Origin of the sequence: Streptomyces odonnellii (assembly GCF_000981895.1) — a bacterium.
Taxonomy (GTDB): Bacteria; Actinomycetota; Actinomycetes; order Streptomycetales; family Streptomycetaceae; genus Streptomyces; species Streptomyces odonnellii.
This window is the reverse complement of record NZ_LATD01000054.1, coordinates 21,870-44,900: the sequence shown is the minus strand read 5'-3', so window position 1 is coordinate 44,900 and position 23,031 is coordinate 21,870. Positions and strand designations below refer to the sequence as shown.

At 71.5% G+C, this 23,031-nt stretch carries 23 protein-coding genes; 15 read left to right on the top strand and 8 right to left on the bottom strand.

The features are described from left to right. Nucleotides 1-29 precede the first annotated feature (29 nt). Complete coding sequence (locus tag WH07_RS07265) at nucleotides 30-1,034, bottom strand: hypothetical protein (RefSeq protein WP_046496709.1); 1,005 nt, start codon at nucleotides 1,032-1,034, stop codon at nucleotides 30-32. A gap of 530 nt (nucleotides 1,035-1,564) precedes the next feature. Here WH07_RS07265 and WH07_RS07260 point away from each other — a divergent pair. Genes WH07_RS07260 through WH07_RS07250 form a run of 3 tightly spaced genes read left to right on the top strand, consistent with a single transcriptional unit; the run spans nucleotide 1,565 to nucleotide 5,879 of the window. After that, complete coding sequence (locus WH07_RS07260) at nucleotides 1,565-3,061, top strand: FGGY family carbohydrate kinase (RefSeq protein WP_046496707.1); 1,497 nt, start codon at nucleotides 1,565-1,567, stop codon at nucleotides 3,059-3,061. 17 nt (nucleotides 3,062-3,078) lie between these two features. Beyond that, complete coding sequence (locus tag WH07_RS07255; protein ID WP_079023019.1) at nucleotides 3,079-4,581, top strand: FAD-dependent oxidoreductase; 1,503 nt, start codon at nucleotides 3,079-3,081, stop codon at nucleotides 4,579-4,581. After that, nucleotides 4,578-5,879, top strand: coding sequence for an NAD(P)/FAD-dependent oxidoreductase (locus WH07_RS07250; RefSeq protein WP_046496705.1), 1,302 nt, complete (start codon nucleotides 4,578-4,580; stop codon nucleotides 5,877-5,879). Before WH07_RS07255 ends, WH07_RS07250 begins: the two co-directional genes overlap by 4 nt. On the opposite strand, the gene WH07_RS07245 is transcribed toward WH07_RS07250, so the two are convergent. Further along, nucleotides 5,876-6,469, bottom strand: coding sequence for a DUF6630 family protein (locus tag WH07_RS07245; RefSeq protein ID WP_063775738.1), 594 nt, complete (start codon nucleotides 6,467-6,469; stop codon nucleotides 5,876-5,878). The two genes, WH07_RS07250 and WH07_RS07245, sit on opposite strands and share 4 nt — an antisense overlap. Nucleotides 6,470-6,966: 497 nt before the next feature. Between WH07_RS07245 and WH07_RS07240 the strand changes: the two genes are divergently transcribed. Beyond that, on the top strand, nucleotides 6,967-8,706 hold the full coding sequence (locus WH07_RS07240; protein ID WP_046496703.1) for a TIGR03767 family metallophosphoesterase: 1,740 nt from the start codon (nucleotides 6,967-6,969) through the stop codon (nucleotides 8,704-8,706). Between the two features lie 3 nt (nucleotides 8,707-8,709). Here WH07_RS07240 and WH07_RS07235 read toward each other — a convergent pair whose 3' ends face one another. Further along, nucleotides 8,710-9,420, bottom strand: a complete 711-nt coding sequence (locus tag WH07_RS07235; RefSeq protein WP_079023018.1) for a TetR/AcrR family transcriptional regulator — start codon at nucleotides 9,418-9,420, stop codon at nucleotides 8,710-8,712. After that, on the bottom strand, nucleotides 9,417-10,889 hold the full coding sequence (locus WH07_RS07230; RefSeq protein WP_046496701.1) for an MFS transporter: 1,473 nt from the start codon (nucleotides 10,887-10,889) through the stop codon (nucleotides 9,417-9,419). The genes WH07_RS07235 and WH07_RS07230 overlap by 4 nt, the downstream gene beginning before the upstream one ends. A gap of 211 nt (nucleotides 10,890-11,100) precedes the next feature. Between WH07_RS07230 and WH07_RS07225 the strand changes: the two genes are divergently transcribed. Continuing rightward, the gene (locus WH07_RS07225) at nucleotides 11,101-12,351 is read left to right on the top strand and encodes a DUF4032 domain-containing protein (RefSeq protein ID WP_046496699.1); all 1,251 of its coding nucleotides are present in this window, start codon (nucleotides 11,101-11,103) and stop codon (nucleotides 12,349-12,351) included. Between the two features lie 31 nt (nucleotides 12,352-12,382). Here WH07_RS07225 and WH07_RS07220 read toward each other — a convergent pair whose 3' ends face one another. The 3 genes from WH07_RS07220 to WH07_RS07210 are packed head-to-tail and all read right to left on the bottom strand — an operon-like array spanning nucleotide 12,383 to nucleotide 15,025. Beyond that, on the bottom strand, nucleotides 12,383-13,399 hold the full coding sequence (locus tag WH07_RS07220) for an NAD(P)/FAD-dependent oxidoreductase (RefSeq protein WP_046496696.1): 1,017 nt from the start codon (nucleotides 13,397-13,399) through the stop codon (nucleotides 12,383-12,385). Next, on the bottom strand, nucleotides 13,396-13,920 hold the full coding sequence (locus tag WH07_RS07215; RefSeq protein ID WP_046496695.1) for an isoprenylcysteine carboxyl methyltransferase family protein: 525 nt from the start codon (nucleotides 13,918-13,920) through the stop codon (nucleotides 13,396-13,398). The genes WH07_RS07220 and WH07_RS07215 overlap by 4 nt, the downstream gene beginning before the upstream one ends. 52 nt (nucleotides 13,921-13,972) lie before the next feature. Beyond that, nucleotides 13,973-15,025, bottom strand: a complete 1,053-nt coding sequence (locus WH07_RS07210; RefSeq protein WP_046496692.1) for a type III polyketide synthase — start codon at nucleotides 15,023-15,025, stop codon at nucleotides 13,973-13,975. Between the two features lie 163 nt (nucleotides 15,026-15,188). On the opposite strand from WH07_RS07210, the gene WH07_RS07205 reads away from it, so the two are divergent. Continuing rightward, nucleotides 15,189-16,079 carry a UbiA family prenyltransferase gene (locus tag WH07_RS07205; RefSeq protein WP_408645813.1) on the top strand — a complete coding sequence of 297 codons (891 nt, stop codon included), beginning with the start codon at nucleotides 15,189-15,191 and terminating at the stop codon, nucleotides 16,077-16,079. A gap of 33 nt (nucleotides 16,080-16,112) precedes the next feature. On the opposite strand, the gene WH07_RS07200 is transcribed toward WH07_RS07205, so the two are convergent. After that, nucleotides 16,113-16,817 carry a dienelactone hydrolase family protein gene (locus WH07_RS07200; RefSeq protein WP_046496690.1) on the bottom strand — a complete coding sequence of 235 codons (705 nt, stop codon included), beginning with the start codon at nucleotides 16,815-16,817 and terminating at the stop codon, nucleotides 16,113-16,115. Between the two features lie 441 nt (nucleotides 16,818-17,258). Here WH07_RS07200 and WH07_RS40945 point away from each other — a divergent pair, with 441 nt between their 5' ends. The 9 genes from WH07_RS40945 to WH07_RS36120 all read left to right on the top strand — a co-directional run bounded on the left by WH07_RS40945 (nucleotide 17,259) and on the right by WH07_RS36120 (nucleotide 22,996). Then, on the top strand, nucleotides 17,259-17,711 hold the full coding sequence (locus tag WH07_RS40945) for a TnsA-like heteromeric transposase endonuclease subunit (RefSeq protein WP_046496688.1): 453 nt from the start codon (nucleotides 17,259-17,261) through the stop codon (nucleotides 17,709-17,711). A 111-nt stretch (nucleotides 17,712-17,822) separates the two neighbouring features. After that, nucleotides 17,823-18,011, top strand: coding sequence for a hypothetical protein (locus WH07_RS40940; protein ID WP_232788755.1), 189 nt, complete (start codon nucleotides 17,823-17,825; stop codon nucleotides 18,009-18,011). Continuing rightward, nucleotides 18,005-18,199, top strand: a complete 195-nt coding sequence (locus WH07_RS40275) for a hypothetical protein (protein ID WP_046496683.1) — start codon at nucleotides 18,005-18,007, stop codon at nucleotides 18,197-18,199. Before WH07_RS40940 ends, WH07_RS40275 begins: the two co-directional genes overlap by 7 nt. Then, entirely contained in the window at nucleotides 18,199-19,170 is a 972-nt protein-coding gene (locus WH07_RS40935) for a hypothetical protein (RefSeq protein WP_232788754.1), read from the top strand. Before WH07_RS40275 ends, WH07_RS40935 begins: the two co-directional genes overlap by 1 nt. A 160-nt stretch (nucleotides 19,171-19,330) precedes the next feature. Continuing rightward, on the top strand, nucleotides 19,331-20,032 hold the full coding sequence (locus WH07_RS40930) for a Mu transposase C-terminal domain-containing protein (RefSeq protein WP_232788753.1): 702 nt from the start codon (nucleotides 19,331-19,333) through the stop codon (nucleotides 20,030-20,032). A gap of 63 nt (nucleotides 20,033-20,095) precedes the next feature. After that, nucleotides 20,096-21,469 (top strand): TniB family NTP-binding protein, encoded by a 1,374-nt coding sequence (locus tag WH07_RS07175; RefSeq protein WP_232788752.1) that lies wholly within the window; start codon nucleotides 20,096-20,098, stop codon nucleotides 21,467-21,469. Continuing rightward, complete coding sequence (locus tag WH07_RS40270) at nucleotides 21,469-22,035, top strand: hypothetical protein (protein WP_046496681.1); 567 nt, start codon at nucleotides 21,469-21,471, stop codon at nucleotides 22,033-22,035. Before WH07_RS07175 ends, WH07_RS40270 begins: the two co-directional genes overlap by 1 nt. After that, a complete protein-coding gene (locus tag WH07_RS07165) occupies nucleotides 22,032-22,712 on the top strand; it encodes a helix-turn-helix domain-containing protein (protein WP_198533741.1) in 681 nt (226 codons plus the stop codon). Before WH07_RS40270 ends, WH07_RS07165 begins: the two co-directional genes overlap by 4 nt. Next, on the top strand, nucleotides 22,712-22,996 hold the full coding sequence (locus WH07_RS36120; RefSeq protein ID WP_052744281.1) for an ImmA/IrrE family metallo-endopeptidase: 285 nt from the start codon (nucleotides 22,712-22,714) through the stop codon (nucleotides 22,994-22,996). The genes WH07_RS07165 and WH07_RS36120 overlap by 1 nt, the downstream gene beginning before the upstream one ends. Nucleotides 22,997-23,031: the final 35 nt, after the last annotated feature.

The following is a 23,031-nucleotide window of genomic DNA, read 5'->3' as shown; positions in this document are numbered from 1 at the left end:
GACGCGTCGTACGGTCCCGGCGGGGCGGATCAGCCGGACGGCCCGTTCCGCCCCTCCCGGCTGCCGAGACAGCGGCTGCGGGCACGGACGAACACGTCCTCGGCCTGAGCCGCGTCACCGGGACTCCGCGTACGGTACGCCCATGGCACCGTCGCGTAGAACGGGCCCAGCGCTTCGAACACCCTGGCCCCCTCGGTGAATTGGAGCGAGCCCCAGAGGGCGTGCGCGAGATGGTTCAGATCGGGCAGCGACGCCTCGGCCAGGTCCGCGTGGTCGAACCAGAGATGCACGGCGCGCAGGGCGTCCCGGGTCGCGTCCTCGGTGACCCAGTGGAGGTCGAGCGCCTTCTCGTGGCCGTTCTCGCGGCGGTAGCGCTCGACCCGGACGAACAGCGGCAGCGCGTGCAGTGGCGACCCCTTGGGCGCGGCGGAGGCCGCCCACTGAACGAAGTTGACCGCTTCCGAGAGCGATCCGTCACTCCTCCGCGCGTAGACGAACTGGAGCATACGGTGGTATGCCTCGCGGTTGAACGGATCGCGCTTCTCGGCCTCGGCCAACAGGCCCCAGGGTCCGGGGAACAGCATCGGTCCGGGCGGCGCGAGCCGGTGCTCGTCCATCTGCTGCCCGCTGTCGAGCCGGGCCAGCGCCAGCAGGCACACCCAGGGCACCGGATCGTCCGGAGCGTGGCGGGTGGCGCTCCGGCATGCCTCCCAGGCCTGCTGCCACAGCTCCTGGGTGCGTGTATGGCCGTCGCGATGGGCCCGTATCGCGCGTTCCACCATGACCCGGGTGTGCATCACGGTGGCGGCGAGGCTCTCCGGCTCCTCGGCGCGCCAGGTCTGTACGGCGTCGGAACCGGCGGCGACGGCGGCGAGGATCTGGGTCCGCTGGGTCCACCGGCCCCAGTCGGACGTCCCGGCGAGGAGGTTGCGCATCGCGAGCCAGCGTCCGGTGCGCAGATCCTGTACCGCCGCGCGCAGTTCGTTGTCGTGGCCCGCCGGATGGTAGACGGGGCGGAAGTTGTCGCTCGCCATCAGCTCGGATCCGTCCGCGCCGCCGAGGACCCGGGGTACGAGGCCCGGGCGGCCGAGGACCGCTCGTAACGACGGGGCCGGGCAGGGCCGACGAGGCGCCCGGCTGAGAAGATGGTCGTCATAGATCCTCTGGAACGGTGAGAGGGGTGGAGCGGTCCGGATGGGCGGTACGCGGGCACCGACCTGACGTGGGCCACGGCAAGGGCGAAACCGGTCAAGGACGCCTGCCGCCGCGGCGATCAGTGTAGGGGGCGCGGTGAGTCCACTCGAACACTTTGCTGATCTTTCGCAACTCTCCGTTGATCAACGCAGGTTACGCCCCTCCGGAACCGGTTCCGCGGCGGCGTCCTGGAACCCTTGACGCCTGCTCTGACCTGCACCACGCTTTCGCTGAGCGATCAACCCGCCCGGGTACGGGGCTTCCGTAGCGCCGGAAAACCGGTCCGGCCGCCCCCCGGAAGACCTCGAAGAACACTTGAAAGGCCCTCGAACCCGAAGCCCCGCAGCCCCTCGAACCGAAGAAACAGGACATGCCGCCAGTCCAGCGATCCAGCCGTCCGCGCGCCCACGCGGCCGATCGGCCGGTGCTCGCCCTCGATCAGGGCACTTCGTCCACCAAGGCCCTGGTCATCTGCCCCGAACGGGGCGTGATCGGTACGGGGTCGGCCCCGGCGCCTCCCCGGCACGGCTCCGGCGGAGCGGCGGACATCGATCCGGCCGTGCTGCTCGGGTCCGTACTCGACGCGGGGCGCGAGGCGCTCGCCGAGGCGGCGGAGCCGGTCGCGGCCGTCGGTCTGGCCAACCAGGGGGAGACGGTGCTCGCCTGGGACCCGGTCACCGGAACGCCGCTGACGGACGCGATCGTGTGGCACGACCGACGCAGCGAGTCCCTCTGCGCCGAACTCGCTTCGCACGGCGAGCGGTTGAGGGATCTCACCGGGCTGCCCCTCGACCCGTACATCGCGGCGCCGAAGATGGCCTGGATCCGGCGGCACCGGACCCGCGAAGGGGTCGTCACCACCAGCGACTCATGGCTGATCCACCAGCTCACCGGCGAGTTCGTCACGGACGCGGCGACCGCGGGCCGTACCGGACTGCTCGACCTCGACCTCGTCGACTGGTCACCGGAGGCCCTGGACATCTTCGGGCTGTCCGGGGAGGCGCTGCCCCGCATCACCGATACGGCGGAACCGGTCGGCACCACCACGGCCTTCGGCGGCGAGATCCCGCTGACGGGGGTGATCGTCGACCAGCAGGCCGCGCTCCTCGCGCAGAACGTGACCGCACCGGGATCCGCCAAGTGCACCTACGGCACAGGGGCGTTCCTGCTGGCGCAGACCGGCGGCCGGCCGCTCCGGGGGACATCGGGGCTGGTGAGCTGTGTCGCCTGGCGGCTCGGCGGGCGGACCAGCTACTGCCTCGACGGACAGGTCCTCACGGCCGCGTCCGCGGTGGACTGGCTGGCCGGGCTCGGGGTGATCTCGGGGGCGGCCGATCTGGACACGGTCGGCTCGGGCGTACCGGACAGCGGCGGAGTCACCTTCGTACCGGCACTCGCCGGACTCGCGGCGCCCTGGTGGCGCGGCGATCTGCGCGGCTCGATCAGCGGTCTTGGGCTGGACACGAACGCGGGTCATCTGGTGCGCGCGCTGTGCGAGGGGCTCGCCGCGCAGGTCGTGGTGCTGGCGGACGCGGTGGCCGGTGATCTCGGTGAGCCGCTGGGCAGCCTGCGCGTCGACGGCGGTCTGACGCGGTCGTCATTGCTGATGCAGACTCAGGCTGATTTGCTGCAAAGACCCGTGGAGGTCTCGGAGCGGCCGGACCTCACGGCGCTGGGAGTGGGCACGCTCGCCCGGCTCGGCCTCGACCCCGAGCTGACGCCCGGTCAGGTCGTGCCCGAGTGGAAGCCCTCCGCGATCTACGAGCCGCGTATCGGCCCGGCCGAGGCCGCGGACCGGCTCGGCGTCTTCCGCTCGGCGGTGGACGCGGTGCTCACCCGTACTCTGACGCCCACCACAAGACCCTAGCCGGGAACTGGAGCATCATGGCTGTCACGACCTCCGGAACGCTGCCGGACGAGGTGTACGACATCGTCGTCATCGGCGCCGGAGTCGTCGGCGCCGCCATCGCCCGCGAACTGTCCCGGTATCCGCTGCGTATCGCGCTGGTCGAGGCGTCCGGCGATGTCGGGGACGGGACGTCCAAGGCCAACACGGCGATTCTGCACACCGGTTTCGACGCGGTGCCCGGTTCGCTGGAGTCCCGGCTCGTACGGGAGGGGCAGCGCCGGCTGGCCGCCTATGCCGCCGAGGCGGGCATCCCCGTGGAACCGGTGGGCGCGCTGCTCGTCGCCTGGAACGAGGAGCAACTGGCGGCCCTGCCACGGCTGGTGGAGAAGGCGGACCGCAATGAGTACCACGAGACGCGGCTGATCGGCGCCGACGAGCTGTACGCCCTCGAACCGCACCTCGGCCCGGGCGCGCTCGGCGCGCTGGCCGTCCCCGGCGAGAGCATCATCTGCCCCTGGACGACCACGCTCGCGTACGCCACCGAGGCCGTCCGCGACGGCGCCGATCTGCATCTCAACTGCCGGGTGACCGGGGTCGGCGGCGGAGCGCCCCATGAACTCAGCACCGTCCGGGGGCCGTTGCGTACGCACATCCTCATCAATGCCGCCGGACTGTACGCCGACGAGATCGACCGGTGGCTCGGCCACGCCGACTTCACCGTGACACCGCGCCGCGGTCAGCTCCTGGTCTTCGACAAACTGGCCCGCGGCCTGGTCCGCCATATCCTGCTGCCGGTACCGACCGCGCTCGGCAAGGGGGTGCTGGTGGCGCCGACGGTGTACGGGAACGTACTGCTCGGCCCGACCGCCGAGGATCTCGACGACAGGACGGCGACCGGTTCCACCGCGGAGGGGCTGGCCTTTCTGCGCGAGAGAGGCGAGCGCATCCTGCCGGAGCTGCTCGACGAGGAGGTCACCGCCGTCTACGCGGGGCTGCGCGCCGCCACCGAGGAGTCCGACTACCGGATCCGCTGCGACCCGGACCGGCGCTGTCTCACCGTGGGCGGTATCCGCTCCACCGGGCTCACGGCGTCGATGGCGATCGCCGCGCATGTCGTGGAGCTGCTCACCGAGGCGGGCGAGAAGCTGGGCGAGCCGAGCGAGCGCCCGGCGGTACGGATGCCGAACATCGGCGAGGCGTTTCCGCGCCCGTACCAGCGCGCCGATCTGATCGCGGCCGATCCTGAGTACGGACGGATCGTCTGCCACTGCGAGCGGGTCTCCCACGGGGAGATCCGGGACGCGCTCGCGAGTACGATCCCGCCGAGCACGCCCGAGGGGCTGCGGCGGCGCACCCGCGCCCGGGGCGGCCGGTGCCAGGGGTTCTACTGCGGCGCGGCCGTGCGCGCACTGTTCAGCCCTGAAGGCACCTCTGAAGCGGCCGGCGGTCCCGGTGGTCCGGGCAGTACCGGTGCTTCCACCGCCTCCCGTGCGTCCGGAAGCGGCACGTCGTCCCTGCTGCCGGAGGTCGGACCATGAGCGCGACGAACCGGGACGGTCTGGCCGCCCCCGGGCCCGGCCGGCGGACGCGTGCGGTCGATGTGCTGGTGATCGGCGCCGGTCCCGCTGGGCTGGCGGCGGCGGCCCGGCTGGCCGCGGCGGGCGCCGGTACGGTCGAGGTCGTCGACCGCGAGGAGCAGGCCGGGGGTGTCCCGCGCCACTGCTACCACTCGGGATTCGGGCTGCGCGAACTGCGGCGCCCGATGAGCGGGCCGGCGTACGCGCGCCACTGGTGCGAGCTGGCGGCGGGCGCGGGCGCCACCGTACGTACGGGAGTCTCGGTCACCGGCTGGGCGGAGCAGCCGGGCCGGGGAACGCTGGCCCTGGACACCACCAGCCCGGCGGGGCTCGAACGCATCACCGCGGGGGCGGTCGTCCTCGCCACCGGCGCGCGCGAACGCCCGCGCAGCGCGCGACTGGTGCCGGGGACCCGGCCGGCCGGTGTGTTCACCACCGGCGAGTTGCAGCAGGCCGTCCATCTGCGCCATCAGCGGGTCGGGACTCGGGCGCTGGTCGTGGGCGCCGAACCGGTCGGCTACTCCGCCGTCCGTACGCTGCGGGGCGCGGGGGTCGAGATCGCGGCCATGGTCACGGACCAGCCGCGCCACCAGACCTCCTGGGCGTCGGGCCTCGGCGCCCGGCTGCATCACCGCGTTCCGCTGCTCACCGGGACGACGGTGACCGGACTGCTCGGCCGCGGCCGGCTCGCCGGGGTCGCGCTGCGGCACAGGGACGGCAGGACGACGACCGTCGCCTGCGACACGGTCGTCTTCACGGGCGACTGGATCCCCGACCATGAACTCGCCCGCCTCGGCGGGATCGAACTGGACCGCGGCACCCGGGGCCCGGCGGTCGACACCGCGTTCCGTACGGCCGCGGCGGGCGTCTTCGCCGTGGGCAATCTGCTGCACGCCGTGGAACCGGCGGGTACCGCGGCCCGGGAGGGCACGCTGGTCGCCGTACCCGTCCTCCGCCATCTCGCGGACGGTGCCTGGCCGGGCGGGCAGGTGCCGGTGGAGGTGGACGCGCCGCTGCGCTGGGTCGCGCCGAACCGTATCGACCCCCGGGGCCCCCGGCCGCCGCTGGGCCGGTTCACCCTCCGTACGACCCGTACCGCCGGGCGGCTGTCGGCGCTGGTCATCTCCCAGGACGGCCGCTTCCTGCACCGCGAACGGCTTCGCCGGGGCAGTGTGCCGAACCGTCCGCTGTACGCCTCCGCCGACTGGATAGACGGCGCGGACCCGCACGGCGGCCCGGTCGTGATCACGGCGGGCTAAGGTCTTTCGTTCGGATCTGGCTGGTTCAGGGCCCAGCAAGATCCAACCGGGAGTCCCTGGATTCCGTCCGGTCGAAGGACGGCCGCGGCGAATCCGGCACGCCGGGCCAGCGAGGTCAGCTCGGCCGCGCGGGCCGCCGGGAGAAGGACCAGTGGATAGCAGTCCGATTCGATGTCGAGGACCGCGAGCGCCGTGCCCACGTCGAGATGCAGCGCGCCGTAGCGAGTCAGAAAGGCGTACGTGTCGAGCTCTTCCGCCCTGTCCGCCTCGCCGGAGAGGGACCACGGATCCGTGGCCGGACGGGATTCGAGGGCGCGGACCTGGCGTCTGATCTCCTCGCCGCTCTCCTTCCAGTCGACCTCCGCGAGCAGCCCCCGCGCGGTCAGCGCGTCGACGAGCGCGATCCAGGCGAGGTCGTCGACAGGCTCGTCGATCCCCCGTTCGTCGAGCCGCCCGGCATACGTCCGTACATATGTATCCGGGTCCTCGTACGCCAGCAGGACCTCCTCGGTGACGGCGGGGCGGCCGGGCGCGAGAAGCTCCGCCAGTTCGGCGAGCGCCTCGGCGACGGGGGTCGTACGGTCGGGCATGACGCCATCTCCTGCTCGGGATCGGCTCGGGGCACGGCGGCCCAGGGGCACAAGGACATAGGGACGTACGGGCATACGTCCATGGCTCGACGCGGCATCGCGCCGGGTCCGTCGAAGACTCTGCCACGGGGGTACGACAACCGACCGCTCACGGAGTCCCCCACGCGGCGGCCACGCCCCGGCGACGGCCGTAGCAGAAGCTAAGATCGGCCCCAGGGCGGAGACATCGGAGCCGAGGGACGGGCCCGGCCGGTGGAGTGTGATGCCGCGGACGCGCCACTTCCCCTCATGGTGAACACCGAGTGACCGGTTTCCGTCCTGCGGTCATGGACCCGACGACGGTTCGCCGACGCGGGTGATCCCTGTGCAGTGATGGGTGTTCGCAGTTGGAATGTCGTTCACGCGCAGGCCACGCCGTGTGCCGAACATCGAGGAGTAGCCAGGGGGCAGTCCCCCGGCGCTCTTGCTGATGCGCTCGCACTCGGGAGACCGCACCCATGACACGCATACGCTCCGCAGTCGCCGCAGTCGACCGCCGTTCCTTCCTCACCGCGACCGGAGCGGTCGGCATCTCCACGGGCATCGGTCTGGCGCTCGGCGCGGGCGGCGGTCCCGGTGAGGCCGCCGCGGCGCCCGGAGCGACGGCCGCGTCCTCGGTGCCGGTGCCCCGTACCCCCGCGGCCTCGCCCACGCGCAGCGTTCCCGCCCGTACGACGCTGGAGACCGTCGCCGCGCCCCGCGACTCCTCGGCGGCCTTCCGGCGGCTCGGCGACGGACCCGGCTGGCGTCGGGTCGTACGGGAGTCCCTGGCGGCGCCCCGGGCCGGCCGGGCCGCCCGGCGCACGGTGCTCAGCTCCTTCGTACAGCTCACCGATATGCATCTGACGGACGTTCAGCACCCGGTGCGCACGGAGTACCTGCGCTCGCAGGGGGTGTCGGGGTGGCGGCCCCAGGAGGCGCTGACCGTACCGGGAGCGGTGGCGCTGATCGAGCAGATCAACGCCATCAGGTCCGGGCCCGCGACCGGTGCGGAGCTGACCTTCGCCGTGACCACCGGAGACAACACCGACAACAACTCGCTGGCGGAGCTGGACTGGTATCTCACGGTCATGAGCGGTGGGCGCATCTCCCCCAATACGGGCGACAGCCGCCGGTACGAGGGCGTGCAGAACTCCGGCGAGCGGCTGTTCTGGCATCCGGAGGACTCGCGTCGTGACACCGACAAGGAGTACGGCTTCCCCCAGATCGACGGCTTCCTGGACGCCGCGATCCGCTCGGTGAACAGCCCCGGTCTGCGGCTCCCCTGGTACTCGACCGTCGGCAACCATGACAGCCTGGCCAGCGGCGCCATCGCCGACCGCACCGGCTATCTGGCCGAATTCGCCGTCGGGGCACGGAAGTTGTACGACGTCTCGAACGGTGACGCCAAGACGCTGTCGAAGATCCTGGCGAAGGGCAGCCGGCCGGGCGGCGGTGAACTGATCGATCTGCTGCGCGAGTCGAAGCGCTCGATGCGTTCCATCACCCCGGACCCGGGCCGCGCGCCGTTCGGCCCGCGTGAGTACGTGTCCGCACATCTCGACCCGTCGCGGGTGGGGGCGGGTCCGGTCGGCCATGGTTACACGAAGGCGAATCTCGACAGCGACACGCTCTACTACACCTTCCCCATGGGCGAGAACATCACCGGTATCAGCCTCGACACCACCGACCGGGCCGGGCACTTCACCGGTTCGCTCGACTCGGCCCAGTTCGCCTGGCTGAAGCGGCGGCTCAAGGAGCACCGGGACGAGTACGTCGTCGTCTTCAGCCATCACAACAGCTGGACGATGACCAACACCCATCCCGATCCCGCCCGTCCCGGCGAGACCCGGCACAACGGCGAAGAGGTGCTGGAGCTGCTGAACAAGCACCGGTCGGTGCTGGCCTGGGTCAACGGTCACAGCCACCGGAACTCGATCAATCCGCGTGGCTCCTTCTGGGAGATCACCACCGCCTCGCACATCGACTTCCCGCAGCTCGCCAGGATCATCGAGATCACCGACAACAGGGATGGCACACTGTCCCTGTTCACCACGCTGATCGAGTCGGCGGCGCCGCACGGTACGGACTTCGGGGATCTCTCGCAGACCGGACTGGCCGCGCTCTACCGGGAGCTGGCGCACAACGCGCCCGGCTCGACCACCGCGCCCGCGGGCAAACTGATGGACCGCAACACCGAGCTGCTGATCACCCGCTGACGATCAGTCAGTGGAGCCGTTGATCAGTCGCTGGAGCGACGGGCCGTACAGCGCGGCCAGTTGCTCCGGTGTGGCCCGTGCGTTGGCGCCCTCGCGGTGCAGGCTGAGCGTGGCGCCGAGACCGAGAAGCTGACCGACGACCAGCTCGGCGCGCAGGGCCCGTTCGCGGCCGGGCAGCAGAGCCGCCAGCCGCCGGGTGATCTGCTCGCCGAAGCGTTCGCGCAGCAGGACGCGCTCGTCGTCGTTGCCGAGGGCGAAGACGACGCGGAGCAGTGGGTCCGCCTGCTGCTCGCGACGGCTGCGGACCACGGTCAGCACGAGATGGCGGCCGAGCGAGTCCGGCGGCGCCGCGAACAGCAGGTCGGCCGCGGGCCCGAAGTCGGCGACGGTGTTGAACAGCCGTTCCTTGGTGCTGAAATGCTTGACGATGAGCGAGGCGCTCACCCCGGCCTCGGCGGCGATCCCGCGCAGGGTCACCTCGGCGTACGGACGGAAGGCGAAGGCGCGCCGGGCGGCCCGCAGAATCGCGGCGCGCCCGGTGCCGGCCTCGGGTCCGCTGCCGGTCCCGGGTCCGCTGCCGACCTCAGGCCCGGTGCCCGCCTCGGGTCCGGTGCCCGCCTCCGGGCCCCCCGCCGCCTCCGGTGCCGCGCCCGTGGAAGATCCGCTCGGTGAGCCGCCGTCGTCGGCGGTCCCGCCCGCTGCCTGCCCGTTCATGTGCCCTCCTGGGCGAGCGACGCCGTCCGGTCGTCCCGCCCGACGGTACCCGGGACGGTGATCCGCTGCGCCGGCAGACACAGCGTGACGGCCAGTGCGAGCAGTGCCGCGCCGCCCGCGATCAGGAAGACCAGCAGATACGCGTGGAGGGTGGGCGCCGTGCGCCCGCCGGCCTCGAAGGTGACACGGGTGAGTACGGCGGCGACGGCGGCGCTGCAGAACGCCTGACCCACCGACCGCATCAGGGTGTTGAGGCCGTTGGCCGCACCGGTCTCGCTCACCGGCACGGCGCGCATCACCAGCGCGGGCAGCGCCGAGTAGGCGATGGCGGTGCCCGCGGCGACGACTGTCGCGCCGAGGACGATCGTCCAGAGCTGGTGACTTGTGAAGAAACGGACCACATAGCCGGCCACCATCACGGCCGAGGCGAGCGCCAGCGTGGTCCTCGGGCCGTACGCGGCGGAGATCCGGGCCGACACCGGGGACAGCGCGACCATCGTCAGCCCGCCGGGCAGCAGACAGAGCCCGCTCACCACGATGGACGCGCCCAGTCCGTAACCCGTGCTCGTCGGTTCCTGCACCATCTGCGCGGTGGCCAGGGAGTTGGCGTAGAAGGCGAAGCCGATGAGCAGCGCGGCCACATTGGTCAGCAGCACCGCGGGCCGCGCCGAGACCCGCAGGTCGACCATGGGGGTGGTGAAGCGCAGCTCGTACCAGCCCCAGAGCACTGCGGTCACCAGCGACAGCGCGAGCAGTCCGAGGGTACGGGCGGATGTCCAGCCCCATCCGCCGCCCTGGGTGACCGCCAGCAGCAGACAGACCAGCGCCACGGAGAGCCCGAGAACGCCCAGGGTGTCGAAGCGGCCCCGGGTGCGCAGCGGCGACTCCGGTACGCACAGCAGCACCAGTGCGATGTCGAGCACTCCGAGCCCGGCCGAGGCCCAGAACATGGTGTGCCAGTCGGAGTGCTCCACGACGAGCGCGGCGACCGGCAGTCCGACGGCCGCGCCGATGCCCAGGGTCGAACTCATCAGCGCGACCGAGGGCAGCACCCGCTCGAGCGCCAGTTCGTCGCGCATGATGCTGATGCCCAGCGGCACGACGGCCAGCGCGGCGCCCTGGAGCGCCCGCCCGGCGATCAGCACTCCTATCTGCGAGCTGGCCGCGCACAGCACGGACCCGGCGACCAGCACGCCGAGGGACGCGAGGAGCACCCTGCGCTTGCCGTACATGTCGCCGACACGCCCGAGTACGGGGGTGCAGATGGCACCGGTGAGCAGGGTGACGGTGACCAGCCAGCTCGCGGCGGTCGGGGTGGCTCCGGTGAGGGCGGGGATGTGCGGCAGGAGCGGTACGACCAGCGTCTGCATCACCGCCACCACCACCCCGCAGAACGCCAGGACGGCGACGAGGAACCGGGGGTGGTGCGGGGCGCCGGGCCCGGATATCGCTTCTCGCGCTTCGGTCATCTCTCTCCGTACGGGTGAGGAATCGAGGGTGAGGGATCAAGAGGAGTCACGAGGAGTGCGGGGGTGCACAACTGTTCACCCCCCTCAGGTTAAACGCGTGTACACCCCAGCCACCCACCGGGCCCCGTCCAGGGGCCCGTACGCGTACCGGCACACTGTGGTGGGCGGTTCCGGATCCGGTGCCCGCCCGACGACCGTCGTAGGAGGCACGATGGCGCTCCAGATCAGCGCGACCAATCCCGAGCAGCCGGCCGTGCTCCTCGATCTGCCGTGGAACACACCTCTCGACCAGTGGCCCGACGACTGCCTCGTGGCGCTCCCCCGTGGTATCTCCCGCCATGTGGTGCGCTTCGCGTCCGCCGGACCCGAGGTGGTGGCGGTCAAGGAGATATCCGAGCGGGGCGCGGTCAGGGAGTTCGGGCTGCTGCGCGATCTGCACCGGCTCGGCATTCCCGCCGTGGACGCGCTGGCGGTGGTGACGGGACGGGTGGACGCGGACGGCGAGCCGCTGGAGCCCGCGTTGATCACCCGCCATCTCAAGGGGTCGCTCCCCTACCGTTCGATGTTCGAGTCGACGATGCGGCCCTCGACCGTCAAGCGGCTCATGGACGCGCTGGCGGTGCTGCTCGTACGGCTGCATCTCGCCGGGTTCGCGTGGGGCGACTGCTCACTGTCCAACGCCCTCTTCCGCCGGGACGCCGGGGCGTACGCCGCGTATCTGGTGGACGCCGAGACCGGGCAGATCCAGCCGAACCTGAGCCGGGGCCAGCGGGAGTACGACATCGAGCTGGCCCGGGTGAACATCGCCGGGGAGCTGATGGACCTGGAGGCCTCGGGCGCGCTCCATCCGTCGGTGGACCCGGTGCCGTTCGGCGCGGCGATCGTCCGGCGGTACGAGGACCTGTGGCACGAGGTGACGCGCGAGTCGGTGTATCCGGTGGACAAGCGGCACTACATCGACCGCAGGATCCGGCGCCTCAACGATCTGGGCTTCGATGTGGCGGAGATGCAGATCGAGCGCTCCCCGATGGGCGACACGGTGACGTTTCTGCCCAAGGTGGTGGACGCCGGCCACCATCAGCGGCAGTTGCTGCGGCTGACCGGTCTGGACGCCGAGGAGAACCAGGCGCGGCGCCTGCTCAACGATCTGGAGAGCTGGATGGCCGGCGAGGACGACTACGCGCCGGGCGATCCGCTGGGCGCCCGCCCCGAGGTGCTGGCGCACCGCTGGGTCCGCGATGTCTTCCGGCCGACGGTACGGGCCGTACCGCTGGAGCTGCGCGGTGAGATGGACGCGGCGCAGATCTACCACGAGGTGCTGGAGCACCGCTGGTATCTGTCGGAGCGCGCGGGGCGCGACGTGGGCCTGGAGGCGACCATCGAGGACTACATCGCACATGTGCTGCCGCATTCGGTACGGGCGATGACCCCGCCGGACCCGGCGAACGGCCTGTCTCCCTGAGCCGGCCGGCCCCGGCCCTGTGGCGGCGCCGTCACTGCAGGGCGCGTACCGCCGCCGCGAACAGCGACGGCATCCGGGCCGCCGCCGGTACGATCAGCCGGGCCCCGGCCGCGTGGCCGCTGACCCGGAGCAGCCCCTCGGTCAGCAGCCGGTGCCGCCTGGAGAGTCTGCGCCAGGCGCCCTCGTACTCCTGCGGCCGTCCCGCCCGCAGACACCGTACGGCGGCCTCGGCCGATGCCAGGGCGAGCGCGATGCCCTCGCCGGTGAGCGCGTCGACATAGCCCGCCGCGTCGCCCACCAGCAGCACCCGGCCCGCGGTCCTGCCGCGTACCCGCTGGCGCAGGGGGCCCGCTCCGCGTACGGCGTTCGCGGGCTCGCCGTCCAGCAGGGACAGCAGTCCGGGGAAGCCTTCGAGATGGGCGTCGTAGCCGCGTCTCACCGGGCTGAGCACGGCCACCCCGACCAGGTCGCCGGCCACCGGTGTCACATACGCCTCCCCCGCCGACGACCAGTGCACCTCGACGAAGTCCGTCCAGGGCTTCATACGGTAGTGACGCCGCTGGCCGTAGCGCCGGGGTCCGCGGTCGGGCAGGCCCAGGCCGAGACCGCGCCGTACGGGCGAGTGCAGCCCGTCCGCGGCCACCAGCCAGCGTGCCCGCAGCCCGCCGGCGGTTACCGAGTCCGCGCTCTGGACGACGTCGCCGACACGGCCGGTCAGCATCCGTACCCCGGTCTCCTCCGCCCGCCGCGCCAGCGCCGCGTGCAGGTCCGTGCGCCGTACCCCCAGCCCGGTTCCGTGGTCGAACGGCGCCTCGGCCCGGTGGTTTCCGCGTACGTACCGGATACCGCGCAGCGGATGCCCGCGCGGGAGGTCGAGACCGAGGGCGGTGAGCGCGCGTACGCCGCTGGGCATCACACCTTCGCCGCAGGCCTTGTCGACGGGGGTGGCGCGCGGTTCGATCACCACCGCCTCAAGGCCGGCCAGCGCGGCGTGAACGGCCGTGGCGAGTCCGGCGGGTCCGCCGCCCACCACCAGTACGTCGATCACGGCAGCGCACCGGCGGCCGCTGCCTCCAGGGCGCGGTTCTCGCACCGTATCCGGACGGTCAGCAGGACGGCGTTGAGCACGGTGAACAGCAGCGCAGTGAGCCAGGCGCCGTGCACCAGGGGCAGCGCCAGGCCCTCGGCCACCACCGCCACATAGTTGGGGTGCCGCAGCAGCCGGTACGGGCCGCCCGTGACCAGCGGCAGCCCGGGCACGACCAGCACCCGGGTGTTCCAGCGCGGCCCCAGCGTACGGATGCACCACCAGCGCAGCGCCTGCGCGGCCACCACCACGGCGACCATGGTCCAGCCGAGCGCCGGGGTGAACGGGCGCTCGCCCAGCCATACTTCGGCCAGGCAGCCGAGCAGCAGCGCCGTGTGCAGCACGACCATCGGCGGATAGTGCCCGCTCCCCCGCTCGACCGCGCCGCGCTCCAGGCTCCAGCGGGTGTGGCGGCGGGCGACGACGAGTTCGGCGACCCGCTCCGCGCCGACGGCCAGCACCAGCACGCCGTACCAGATCATGTCTCTTTCCGTCCCTCTCCACCAACCCGGTCCGCCTCCGGTGCGGTCGGTCCTACCACCGGAGCAGGACCAGTTCGGAGCAGAATCCCGGTCCCATGGCGAGCATCAGTCCGGCGGTCCCGCCCGGCGGTGGCCGTTCCGCGAGGGTGTCGCGCAGCACATGCAGCACGGAGGACGAGGACAGATTGCCCACCGCCGCCAGTGAACGCCAGGTCATGTCCAGTGCCCCGGCCGGCAGTTCGAGCGCCTCCTCGACCGCTTCCAGCACCCTGGGCCCGCCGGGATGGCACACCCACGCGGTGATGTCCTCGCGCTTCAGACCGTGTCCGGCGAGGAATCCGTCGACCTCCTCCGGGAGGTTCTTGCGTACGAGGTCGGGAACGCTCGCGTCCAGGACGATCCGGAAACCGGAGGCCGAGATGTCCCATCCCATCACCTCCTCGGTGTCCGGATAGATCCGGCTGCGGGTGTCGATGACGGCGGGCCCGGTGGCCCGGCGCCGGGCGCCACAGGCGACGACGGCCGCCGCGCCGTCCCCGAAGAGCCCGGACGCCACGAGATTGGCGGGCGACGGATCGTTTCGCTGGAAGGTGAGCGAGCACAGCTCGACCGAGAGCAGGACCGCCACGTCGTCGGGCCGCCCGAGCAGATAGTCGTGCAGCCGCGCGATGCCCGCCGCTCCCGCGACACAGCCCAGTCCGAAGACCGGCACCCGTCTGACATCGGGCCGCAGACCGAGCCGTCCCACCAGACGCGCGTCCACCGAGGGCGCGGCGATGCCCGTCACCGAGGTGAACATCAGCAGATCGACATCGCGCGGGGAGAGACCCGCCGCGTCCAGCGCCCCTTCGACCGCCTCGGCGCCCAGCGGTACGGCCGCCGCGATGAACGCGTCGTTGACCTCGCCGAAGTTCTTGAGCCCGGCGTACCGGTCGAGCGGCAGGGCGGTGTGACGGGTGGACACGCGCGCGGCACGGTGCAGCCTGTCCAGCACCCTGCGGTCGGCGTCCTCGGGCAGACACACCTCGGCCACCATGTCCGTAAGGTCCTGCTGGGCATACTGATGCGGAGCCAGGGCTCCATGGACGGCTGCGATGTATGTCATCTGCGGTCCGGGGTCGAGGATGGTGACTGACGTGCAATCCCTGCCCCGGCGACGGCGTGTCACACACGAAGTCGCCTGTACGGCCGCGCGATCACGGCGGTGCCGACGACGACGCGCGGAGCGCCGCCTGCCGCGTGCTGCCTACGATGGGCGCGTGGACGGCATCGACGGGGTGGACACGGCCGAGGAAGTGGACCTTCCCGGCGGGCGGTCGCGCGCCGACGCCGCGCCGGTACGGTGGCCGCGCTGGACGGCCGCCCTGCTCGGGGCGTGCCACCCCGGTCCCACCGCCGCCGTGACCCTGCTGATCACCGGGCTCGCGGTGGCCGCCGGGCAGGACGCCGCCGGATGCGCGCTGGTGGCTGCCGCCGTGCTGGCGGGGCAGTTGTCGGTGGGCTGGAGCAATGACGCGGTCGACGCGGCCCGCGACACCGCGGCGGGCCGGAGCGCCAAGCCCGTGGTGGGCGGCGCCGTGAGCGCGCGGGCCGTACGCACGGCCGCGCTGGTCGCGCTGGCGCTGTGCGTACCGCTGTCCCTCGCGTACGGGCGGCTCGCCGGTACGGTGCATCTCGCCGGGGTCGCGGCGGCCTGGTCGTACAACCTCCGGCTCAAGTCCACCGTCCTGTCCTGGCTGCCGTACGCGGTGGGGTTCGCCTCGCTGCCCGCGTTTGTGACGCTCGGTCTGCCCGGGCAGCCCCGGCCCGTCTGGTGGGTCGTCACCGCCGCCGCGCTGCTGGGGGTCGGGGCGCATCTCGGAAATGTGCTGCCCGACATCGGCTCCGATCTGGCGCTGGGGGTGCGGGGCTGGCCGCAGCGGCTGGGGCCGTCCGTGGTGCGGCTGCTGCTGCCGGTCCCGCTGGTGGCGGCCACGGTCCTGCTGGCGCTCGGCAGGCCGGGGCCGCTGAGCGCGGTCGCCGTGGGCGCGGCCCTGGTCATGGCGGCCGGCGGGTCGCTGATGGGCCGTCACCGGCCGAGGGTCCCCTTTCTCGCGGCGATTCTCGTCGCGGGGGTCGATGTGGCGCTGCTGCTCCGGCAGGGGACGGCCCTGGCCTGAGCCCGGGCGGGCGCGTGCGGACGGGGCAGCAGGTCAGGCCGACGGCGCGAGGTGCGTACGGAGGAAGGCGAGCGTGCTCTCCCAGGCCGACCTGGCCGCGTCGGCGTTGTAGGCCTGGGGCCGGGCGTCGTTGAAGAAGGCGTGGCCCGCCCCCGGGTACAGCCGGAAGTCGGGGACGATGCCCGACTGGGCCACGATCCTGGCCTTGAGGTCGTCGAGGCTCTGGGGCGGCACGGTGGGGTCCTCCTCGCCGTACTGGCCGAGGATCTCCGCCCTGAGCCGGGAGAAGTCGGGGGCGCCGTCCCGGATGACTCCGTAGAACGGTACGGCGGCGGCGACCCGCTGGTCCTTGGCGGCGAGGGCGAGCACGAATCCGCCGCCCATGCAGAAGCCGACCGTCCCGAGTGAATCGCCGTCGGTCTCGGGCCGCGAGAGCAGATAGCCGACCGCGCCGGAGAGCAGGTCGACGCCCCTCTCGGTGGGCAGATCCGCCATCATCCGCGCCGCCTCGGCACTGTCATGGGCGACCCGGCCGCCGTACAGATCGGGGGCGAGCGCGACAAAACCCGCCTGTGCGAAACGGTCGGTGACGTCCTTGATGTGGGCGGTCAGCCCCCACCACTCCTGGATGACGATCAGGCCGGGGCCGTGCCCGGCGGGCGGCACGGCGAGATAGCCGTACGCGGTGGCCCCGGCGCTCGGGAACGAGACGTTCTGGAAGGCGGGTTCGGTGGGCATGGCAGGTGCTCCTCAATGTTGGCCGGTGACACCGAGATCGTAGAGAGCCGTCCGTCCGCGGACGACCGGGGGTGCGCCGTGGCTTCGCATCCGCAACACAATCCCCCGATCAGGTGAACGCACCTCTCCCGGGTGATTCGAACGCGACACGATGACCCGACCGGCACGAACCCGTACGGGCTACCGGGCCTGTCCTGTCCCTCGTCATCTTGTCGCTGTCCCGGGTGAAGTTGTTCAGTTCGCTGTTCGTCCCGGGGCATGTTGTTGCTCGCAGCGTGCACCGGGGCTCGGTATCCCGTGGTGTCTTGTCGCTCGCCGTGGTTTGTCCTGCCTGATTTTCGCTCTCGGGGGCGGTTTGCTCGCTGATCCGTTGCTGGCTGGCGGGCTGTGTGGCTCTCTCGTGATCAGGGCTTGTGTCGTTCGCTCTGTGGAGGGGGCCGGGTGGCTGTCGAGGCGTTCGCTGACGTCGGGCACGGGGTTTTCGAGGTCGAGTACGTCGATGGGGAGCGTGTGCGCCGTCGTGAGGCTCTGTCGGCGGCCTGGACAGTGAGGTTCGAGTCACTGCCGCCGGTGCGGAAGGTGCGTACGTACGACGGGCAGCGGTCGGTGACCCGTGACTACTGGTCGACGACCGTGCGGAAGGCACTTGCGTGCGAGTCCCGGCTGGAGCGTGATCACGCGATGCTGATGGACTTCGATCCTCGGGTGACGGCACTGGTGTCTCAGCCGTACCGGCTGTTCTGGCCGGGTCGCCGTGGGCGCCTGGGGCACGTCCCCGACTTCTTCGCCCGGCTTGCCGACGGCACCGGAGTGGTGGTCGATGTCCGCCCTGATGACCAGATCGAGCCGGACGATGCTCGGCGTTCGCGGCGACCGAGCGGGTCTGTGACCTGACCGGTTGGTCGTTTCGGCGGGTGGGGGCGATCGACCCGGTCCTGCTGGCCACGGCGCTGGCTGCGGGGCTACGGCCATCCACGCAACTGGCGCGAGGAGACGGCCAAGCGGTTGCTGGAGGTGTTCGCGGAGCCGGGGCCGCTGCTGGCCAGAGCGGAGGCGGTCGGGGACCGAATCGCGGTGCTGCCGGTGCTCTATCACCTGCTCTGGCAGGGGCTGTTGGGCACCGATCTGGAGTCGCGGGTCCTGGGCCTGGACTGCATGGTCAGCCGGTCGCAGGCGGAGGCCGGGACGTGGTGATGCTCAACCCGCTGGTCGTCCGTCCGGGCGACCGGGTCCGGTTCGAGGGCAAAGTGCAGACGGTCGCGGGGCTGTCGGGGATGTTGGTACGGCTCGCCGACGAGGCCGGCGGCACCAGCGCGATGCATCTGCCGACGCTGATGATGTCGCCGGGTTTCGAGTGCTGGGTTCCGGCAACCGGAGGCTGATGCCTGCTGGGCTGCTGGGCCACGTCCCGCAGGACCAGGCCGAGGACGCGTTGTGGTGGCACCGGCACATGGTCGAGTTGCGGACGGGGCTGCCTCCGGACGCCCCGCAGGGCGCCCTGCCGCGCCCGGAGTACGACCCGGCCACGCGGACGCTGGCCGAGCGTGAGGCGGCCAAGGCAGCCGAGTTGAGTGCGGAGACGGGGCGGCCGGTCAGTGCGCATACGGTGCGCTGGCGGCGGCGCCGTCATCAGGTGCGGGGCATCGTGGGGATGGTCGATGGGCGGCACGCGCCGCGTCGGCCGGTGCACGGGCGGCTGCGGCCGGAAGTCGTGGATGAGTTGCAGCAGTTGATGAGCCAGGCCGCGGACGACTCGCCCCGGACGGTCAGCTACTACTTCCAGCGCGTCAGCAAGGTCGTCAAGGACAAGTACGGGCCGGAGGCGGTGCCGAAGCGGTCGGCGTTCTACCGGCTGTTCCAGCGGCTGGAACGCGGACGGCACACCACGGGGTCTGCCCGGACCCGCCGGTCCCTGGCGAATCAGCCCGAGGGCGTCTTCGGCCAGGCGACGGTCTGCCGGCCGGGCGAGCTGATGGAGATCGACTCCACCCCGTTCGATGTGCTGGTGCGCCTGGACAAGGGCGTGGTCGGGAGGGTCGAGCCGACCGGCCTGGTCGACGTCGCCACGCGCAGTGTCACCGCGGCGGTGCTGCGGCCGACGACGAAGTCGGTCGACGCGGCTTTGCTGCTGGCCCGTTCGGTGACTCCGGCTCCGATGCCTCCGGGCCGGTCGGAGGCTCTTCGCCTGGAGCGGTCGGTGCTGCCCTACCACGGCTTCTGCCTTTGGATGAGCGGCTGCGGGACGCGGCCTCGGTCCCGCTGGTCATCCCGGAAGCGATCGTGGTGGACGGCGGCAAGGCGTGCTTGTCGAGGAACTTCCACATGGCCTGCGACGCGTTCGGGACCGAGGTGATCCATGCGCCGCCCAGGACGCCGACGCACAAGCCTCCATCGAGCGCACGCTGGGCTCCGTGGCCACGATGTTCGCGCAGTTCGTCTCGGGCCATACCGGCCGCTCTGCCGAGCACCGCGGCCGCCGGACCGAGGACGAACCGCTGTAATCGCTGCCGCAGTTGCAGGAACTGCTGGAGGAGTGGATCACTGCCAAGTGGCAGAACCGGCCGCACGACGGTCTGCGGGATCCGCTCGCTCCGGGCCGGGCGTTCTCGCCGAACGAGAAGTACGCCGCGCTCGTGGAGACGGCCGGCTACCTGCCGCTGGCGCTGTCGGTCGAGGACTACCTGAGGTTGTTGCCGACCCGCTGGAGGGCGGTGAATTCCTACGGGCTCAAGATCGGCAACCGGATCTACGACTGCGACGGACTCGACACGCTGCGGAGGGAGAGGTCCGGGCTGGCCGATCACAAGGACCGCTGGGAAGTACGCCACGACCCCTACGACATCCGCCTTGTCTGGCTGCACGATCACCGCGAGGACAGCTGGATCACGGTCCCCTGGCGGCTGTTGTCGTCGCAGCCGGTCCCGTTCGGGGAGGTGGCCTGGGATCACGTGTCCCGGGACTTGCGTGAACAACGGGGCAAATCGGTGACCGAGGAGGCGATCGCCGAGGCGGCGGACGACCTGCTTCAACGCGCGGGCGCCGGCCCGGCAGACGGGAAAGACACGGCGCCGGCCCGCAAGCGGTCCCGGAACCGTCGCTCCGCGCGGACCGCTGCCCGCACCCGTGCCGCCGCGGAACCGTCCTGGCCGCGGCCTACCCCGCCCTCTTCCGGCCTCTCGGCCCGAGAGCGGGGCGGCGGAGGAAGAGGCCGATGACGGCGAGGCGGCTGCCGACGTCGTGCCGCTGCGTGTCTTCGACGCCCGCAAGGAGGCAAGGAAGTGGTGGTAGTTCCCGAGCAGTTCGGCATGCCTGACAAGCGGCGCATGCCGACGACGACCCTGCCGACCTGGCATTGCTTCGTGAACGAGGACCCGCCGGAGTTCGAGCTGCTGGCCGGGACCGACTGGCTGTCCCTGTCCGGACCAGAGCGGGATGAGTACGACGAGGCACGCGTCGACTACCACTCCGAGCTGATCATCGTGGAGACCCCGACCATCCGGGAAATCCTGCACCAAGGCAGGCTGCTGACGCTGGTGAACCGGCGGGAGATCAGCGCCCGCCGGGGTTTGATCGTCTCCGGCCCCTGGGCGACGGGGAAGTCCACCGCCATCAAGCAGCTCGGCCGGGTCCACGAGCTGCGAGTACGCCAACGCTATCCCGACCACGACCGCATCCCGGTCGTCTACGTCTCCGCCCCGCCCAACGGATCCCCGCGCAAGCTGGCCACCCGCTTCGCGCACTTCCTCGGGCTGCCACTCGAGAGCCGTCACAACGAGATGGACATCGCCGACGCGGTCTGCGAGATCCTGATCGACGCCCGCTGCGACCTGGTCCTGGTCGACAAGATCCACAACATCCAGATGGGCACGTCCAACGGCAAGGACATGTCCGACCATCTCAAGTACTTCGCCGAGCACATCCCGGCGACTTTCGTCTATGCCGGCATTAACGTCGAGCGGGAGGGGCTGTTCACCGGGGTCCGCGGTAAGCAGATCGCCGCCCGCTGTGTCATGCAGCACACCGCGAACTTCCCCTGCGGCACCGAATGGCGCTCGATGATCGCGACCATGGAGCAGGCCCTCCGCCTCCACCACCACGAGCCCGGCACACTGTCCCAGCAGGCGAAGTACCCGCACCGGCGGCAGCATCAGCAGCCTGTCCCACCTGATCCGCGCCGCCGCGATCAGTGCGATCGCCGATGGCAGCGAGCAGATCACCCGCCGCCTGCTGCACACGATCTCGGTCGACCACAACACCCAGTCCGACAATCCACGCCCGCTCCGGGAAACCGACGACGGTCTGGGAGACGCGGCATGACCGACGTCCTGGCCCCGCGCCGGCTGCCGCCGCTTCCCTGCACCGTCGCGCCGCTGCACCGGGAGTCCTGGGACTCGTACTTCAAGCGGCTCGCCAAGGCCAACCGCATCCCGCACAAGCTCCTGCACGAGCACATGAACGACCCGACCGGATCCTGCCCGAACCGTCGGCACTGCTGGATGCCCTCTGCGACCTGTCCGGACAGCCCCGCGAACGGCTCCTGCGGGCAATCCCCGATCTGCGGCCAGCATGATACACCGAGCGTCTCGAACCCGCCAGCCTCCGCCTGGCCAGCAACGGCTGGAAGCTCCAGGCGGCCTGCACACACTGCGTGATGGCTAAGGGCGTCACCGAGAGCTTCGGCCCCGCATGGCACTGGGTCCCCTCCAGCACCAAGCTCTGCCTGCGTCACCGGCGCTGGACCGACGACCGCGACGAACAGTTCGACCTGCACACCGTCCCGGACGTCGTCCGCGCCCAGCACCGCCATCACCGCCTCGTCCGCCGTCACGGCTGGGCGGCGGTCACCCTCGCGATGCGTGAAGCCACCGATCTGGGCTGGGGATGGTGGGAGAACGACGCCTTCAAGGAGGGCTGGCGCACCCGGATGGCGGCGCTCTGCGGCCCCGACTGGTCCGCCTACGACAACGATCCGAGGATCATCGCCAGCGCCTATCCCGAGATCGTCGCCCTCACCGGGCTCCTGGCCTCCGCCACCCTCCGGGAACTGCCCTTCACGGGCGAGGAGGCCGACATGCGGCGCTTCATCGCCGAGGTCCGTGCGCGATCCGTCCCCGGATACCAATACGACGAGAGCGTCGACAACGACCCGCTCGTCCGCTGGATCCAGCACCAGGCCCGCCGCCGTGCTCTTCCCGATCCCCTGGCGGAGGAACCGTGACGCCCGTGTTCACCCCCGAACGGCTCCTCCTCGCCCGGCACCGCCGACGGATGACGCTGGCCGCTCTCGCCCGCGCCGCCGAGCTGACGACCGCCAGCCTCACCGCGTTCGAGAACCGCAGGAAGACACCGTCCCAGAAGTCGCTCGCGGCACTCGCCGGTGCGCTCGGCGTCACCCCCGTCTTCCTCGGCGCCCCGCCGCCCGCCGAGCTGCCGCACGAAGCCGTGAGCTTCCGGCGACGCTCGAAACTCAGCGCGATCAAGCGTAACAGTGCTGTCGCCGTCGCCACCCTCACCGCCGCGCTGAACACCTGGCTGGAGGCCCGGCTCCGCATGCCCCTGCCGAACATCCCGTCCTGTCCCGGGATGGCCCCGGAAGAGGCCGCCGAGGTCACACGCGCCCACTGGCGTCTCGGTGACGCCCCGATCGCCAACCTGGTGCACGCACTCGAAGTCAACGGAGTGCGGGTCTTCACCCTGCCCGCGGACTGCGCGGACGCCGGCCCGTTCTCGGTCGTCCACCACGGCACACCGTTCGTCTTCCTCCCGCCGGATCTGCCCCGCGAACAGGCCCGGCTCGACCTCGCACACGAACTCGGACAGCTCGTCCTGCTCCCCGCCAACCGGGAAGCCGGGAGTCCCATGCCGCCGCAGCGAGGTTCGCCTCAGCCTTCCTGATGCCCCGCACCGGGATCCTCGCGGCGATGCTCCGCAACGCGGCGAGCGAGCGGCTCCTGACCGCCAAGGGCACCTGGGGTGTCCCCGCCACAGCCCTCGCCCACCGCCTCCACGACTTGGACCTGATGCCGGAATGGCCATACCGCCACGTCATCAAGCAGCTCGCACACACGACCGTCAACGAGAGCCCGGACAGAACACCCGAGACAAGCCGCCTGCTGCTCAAGGTCATCGAGTTCGTCCGGGCCCAGGGCATGTCCGTGGCAGAAGGCACCGCCCTGTGACATCACAGCGCGGGAAGGGCGATGTCAGTGGCTGC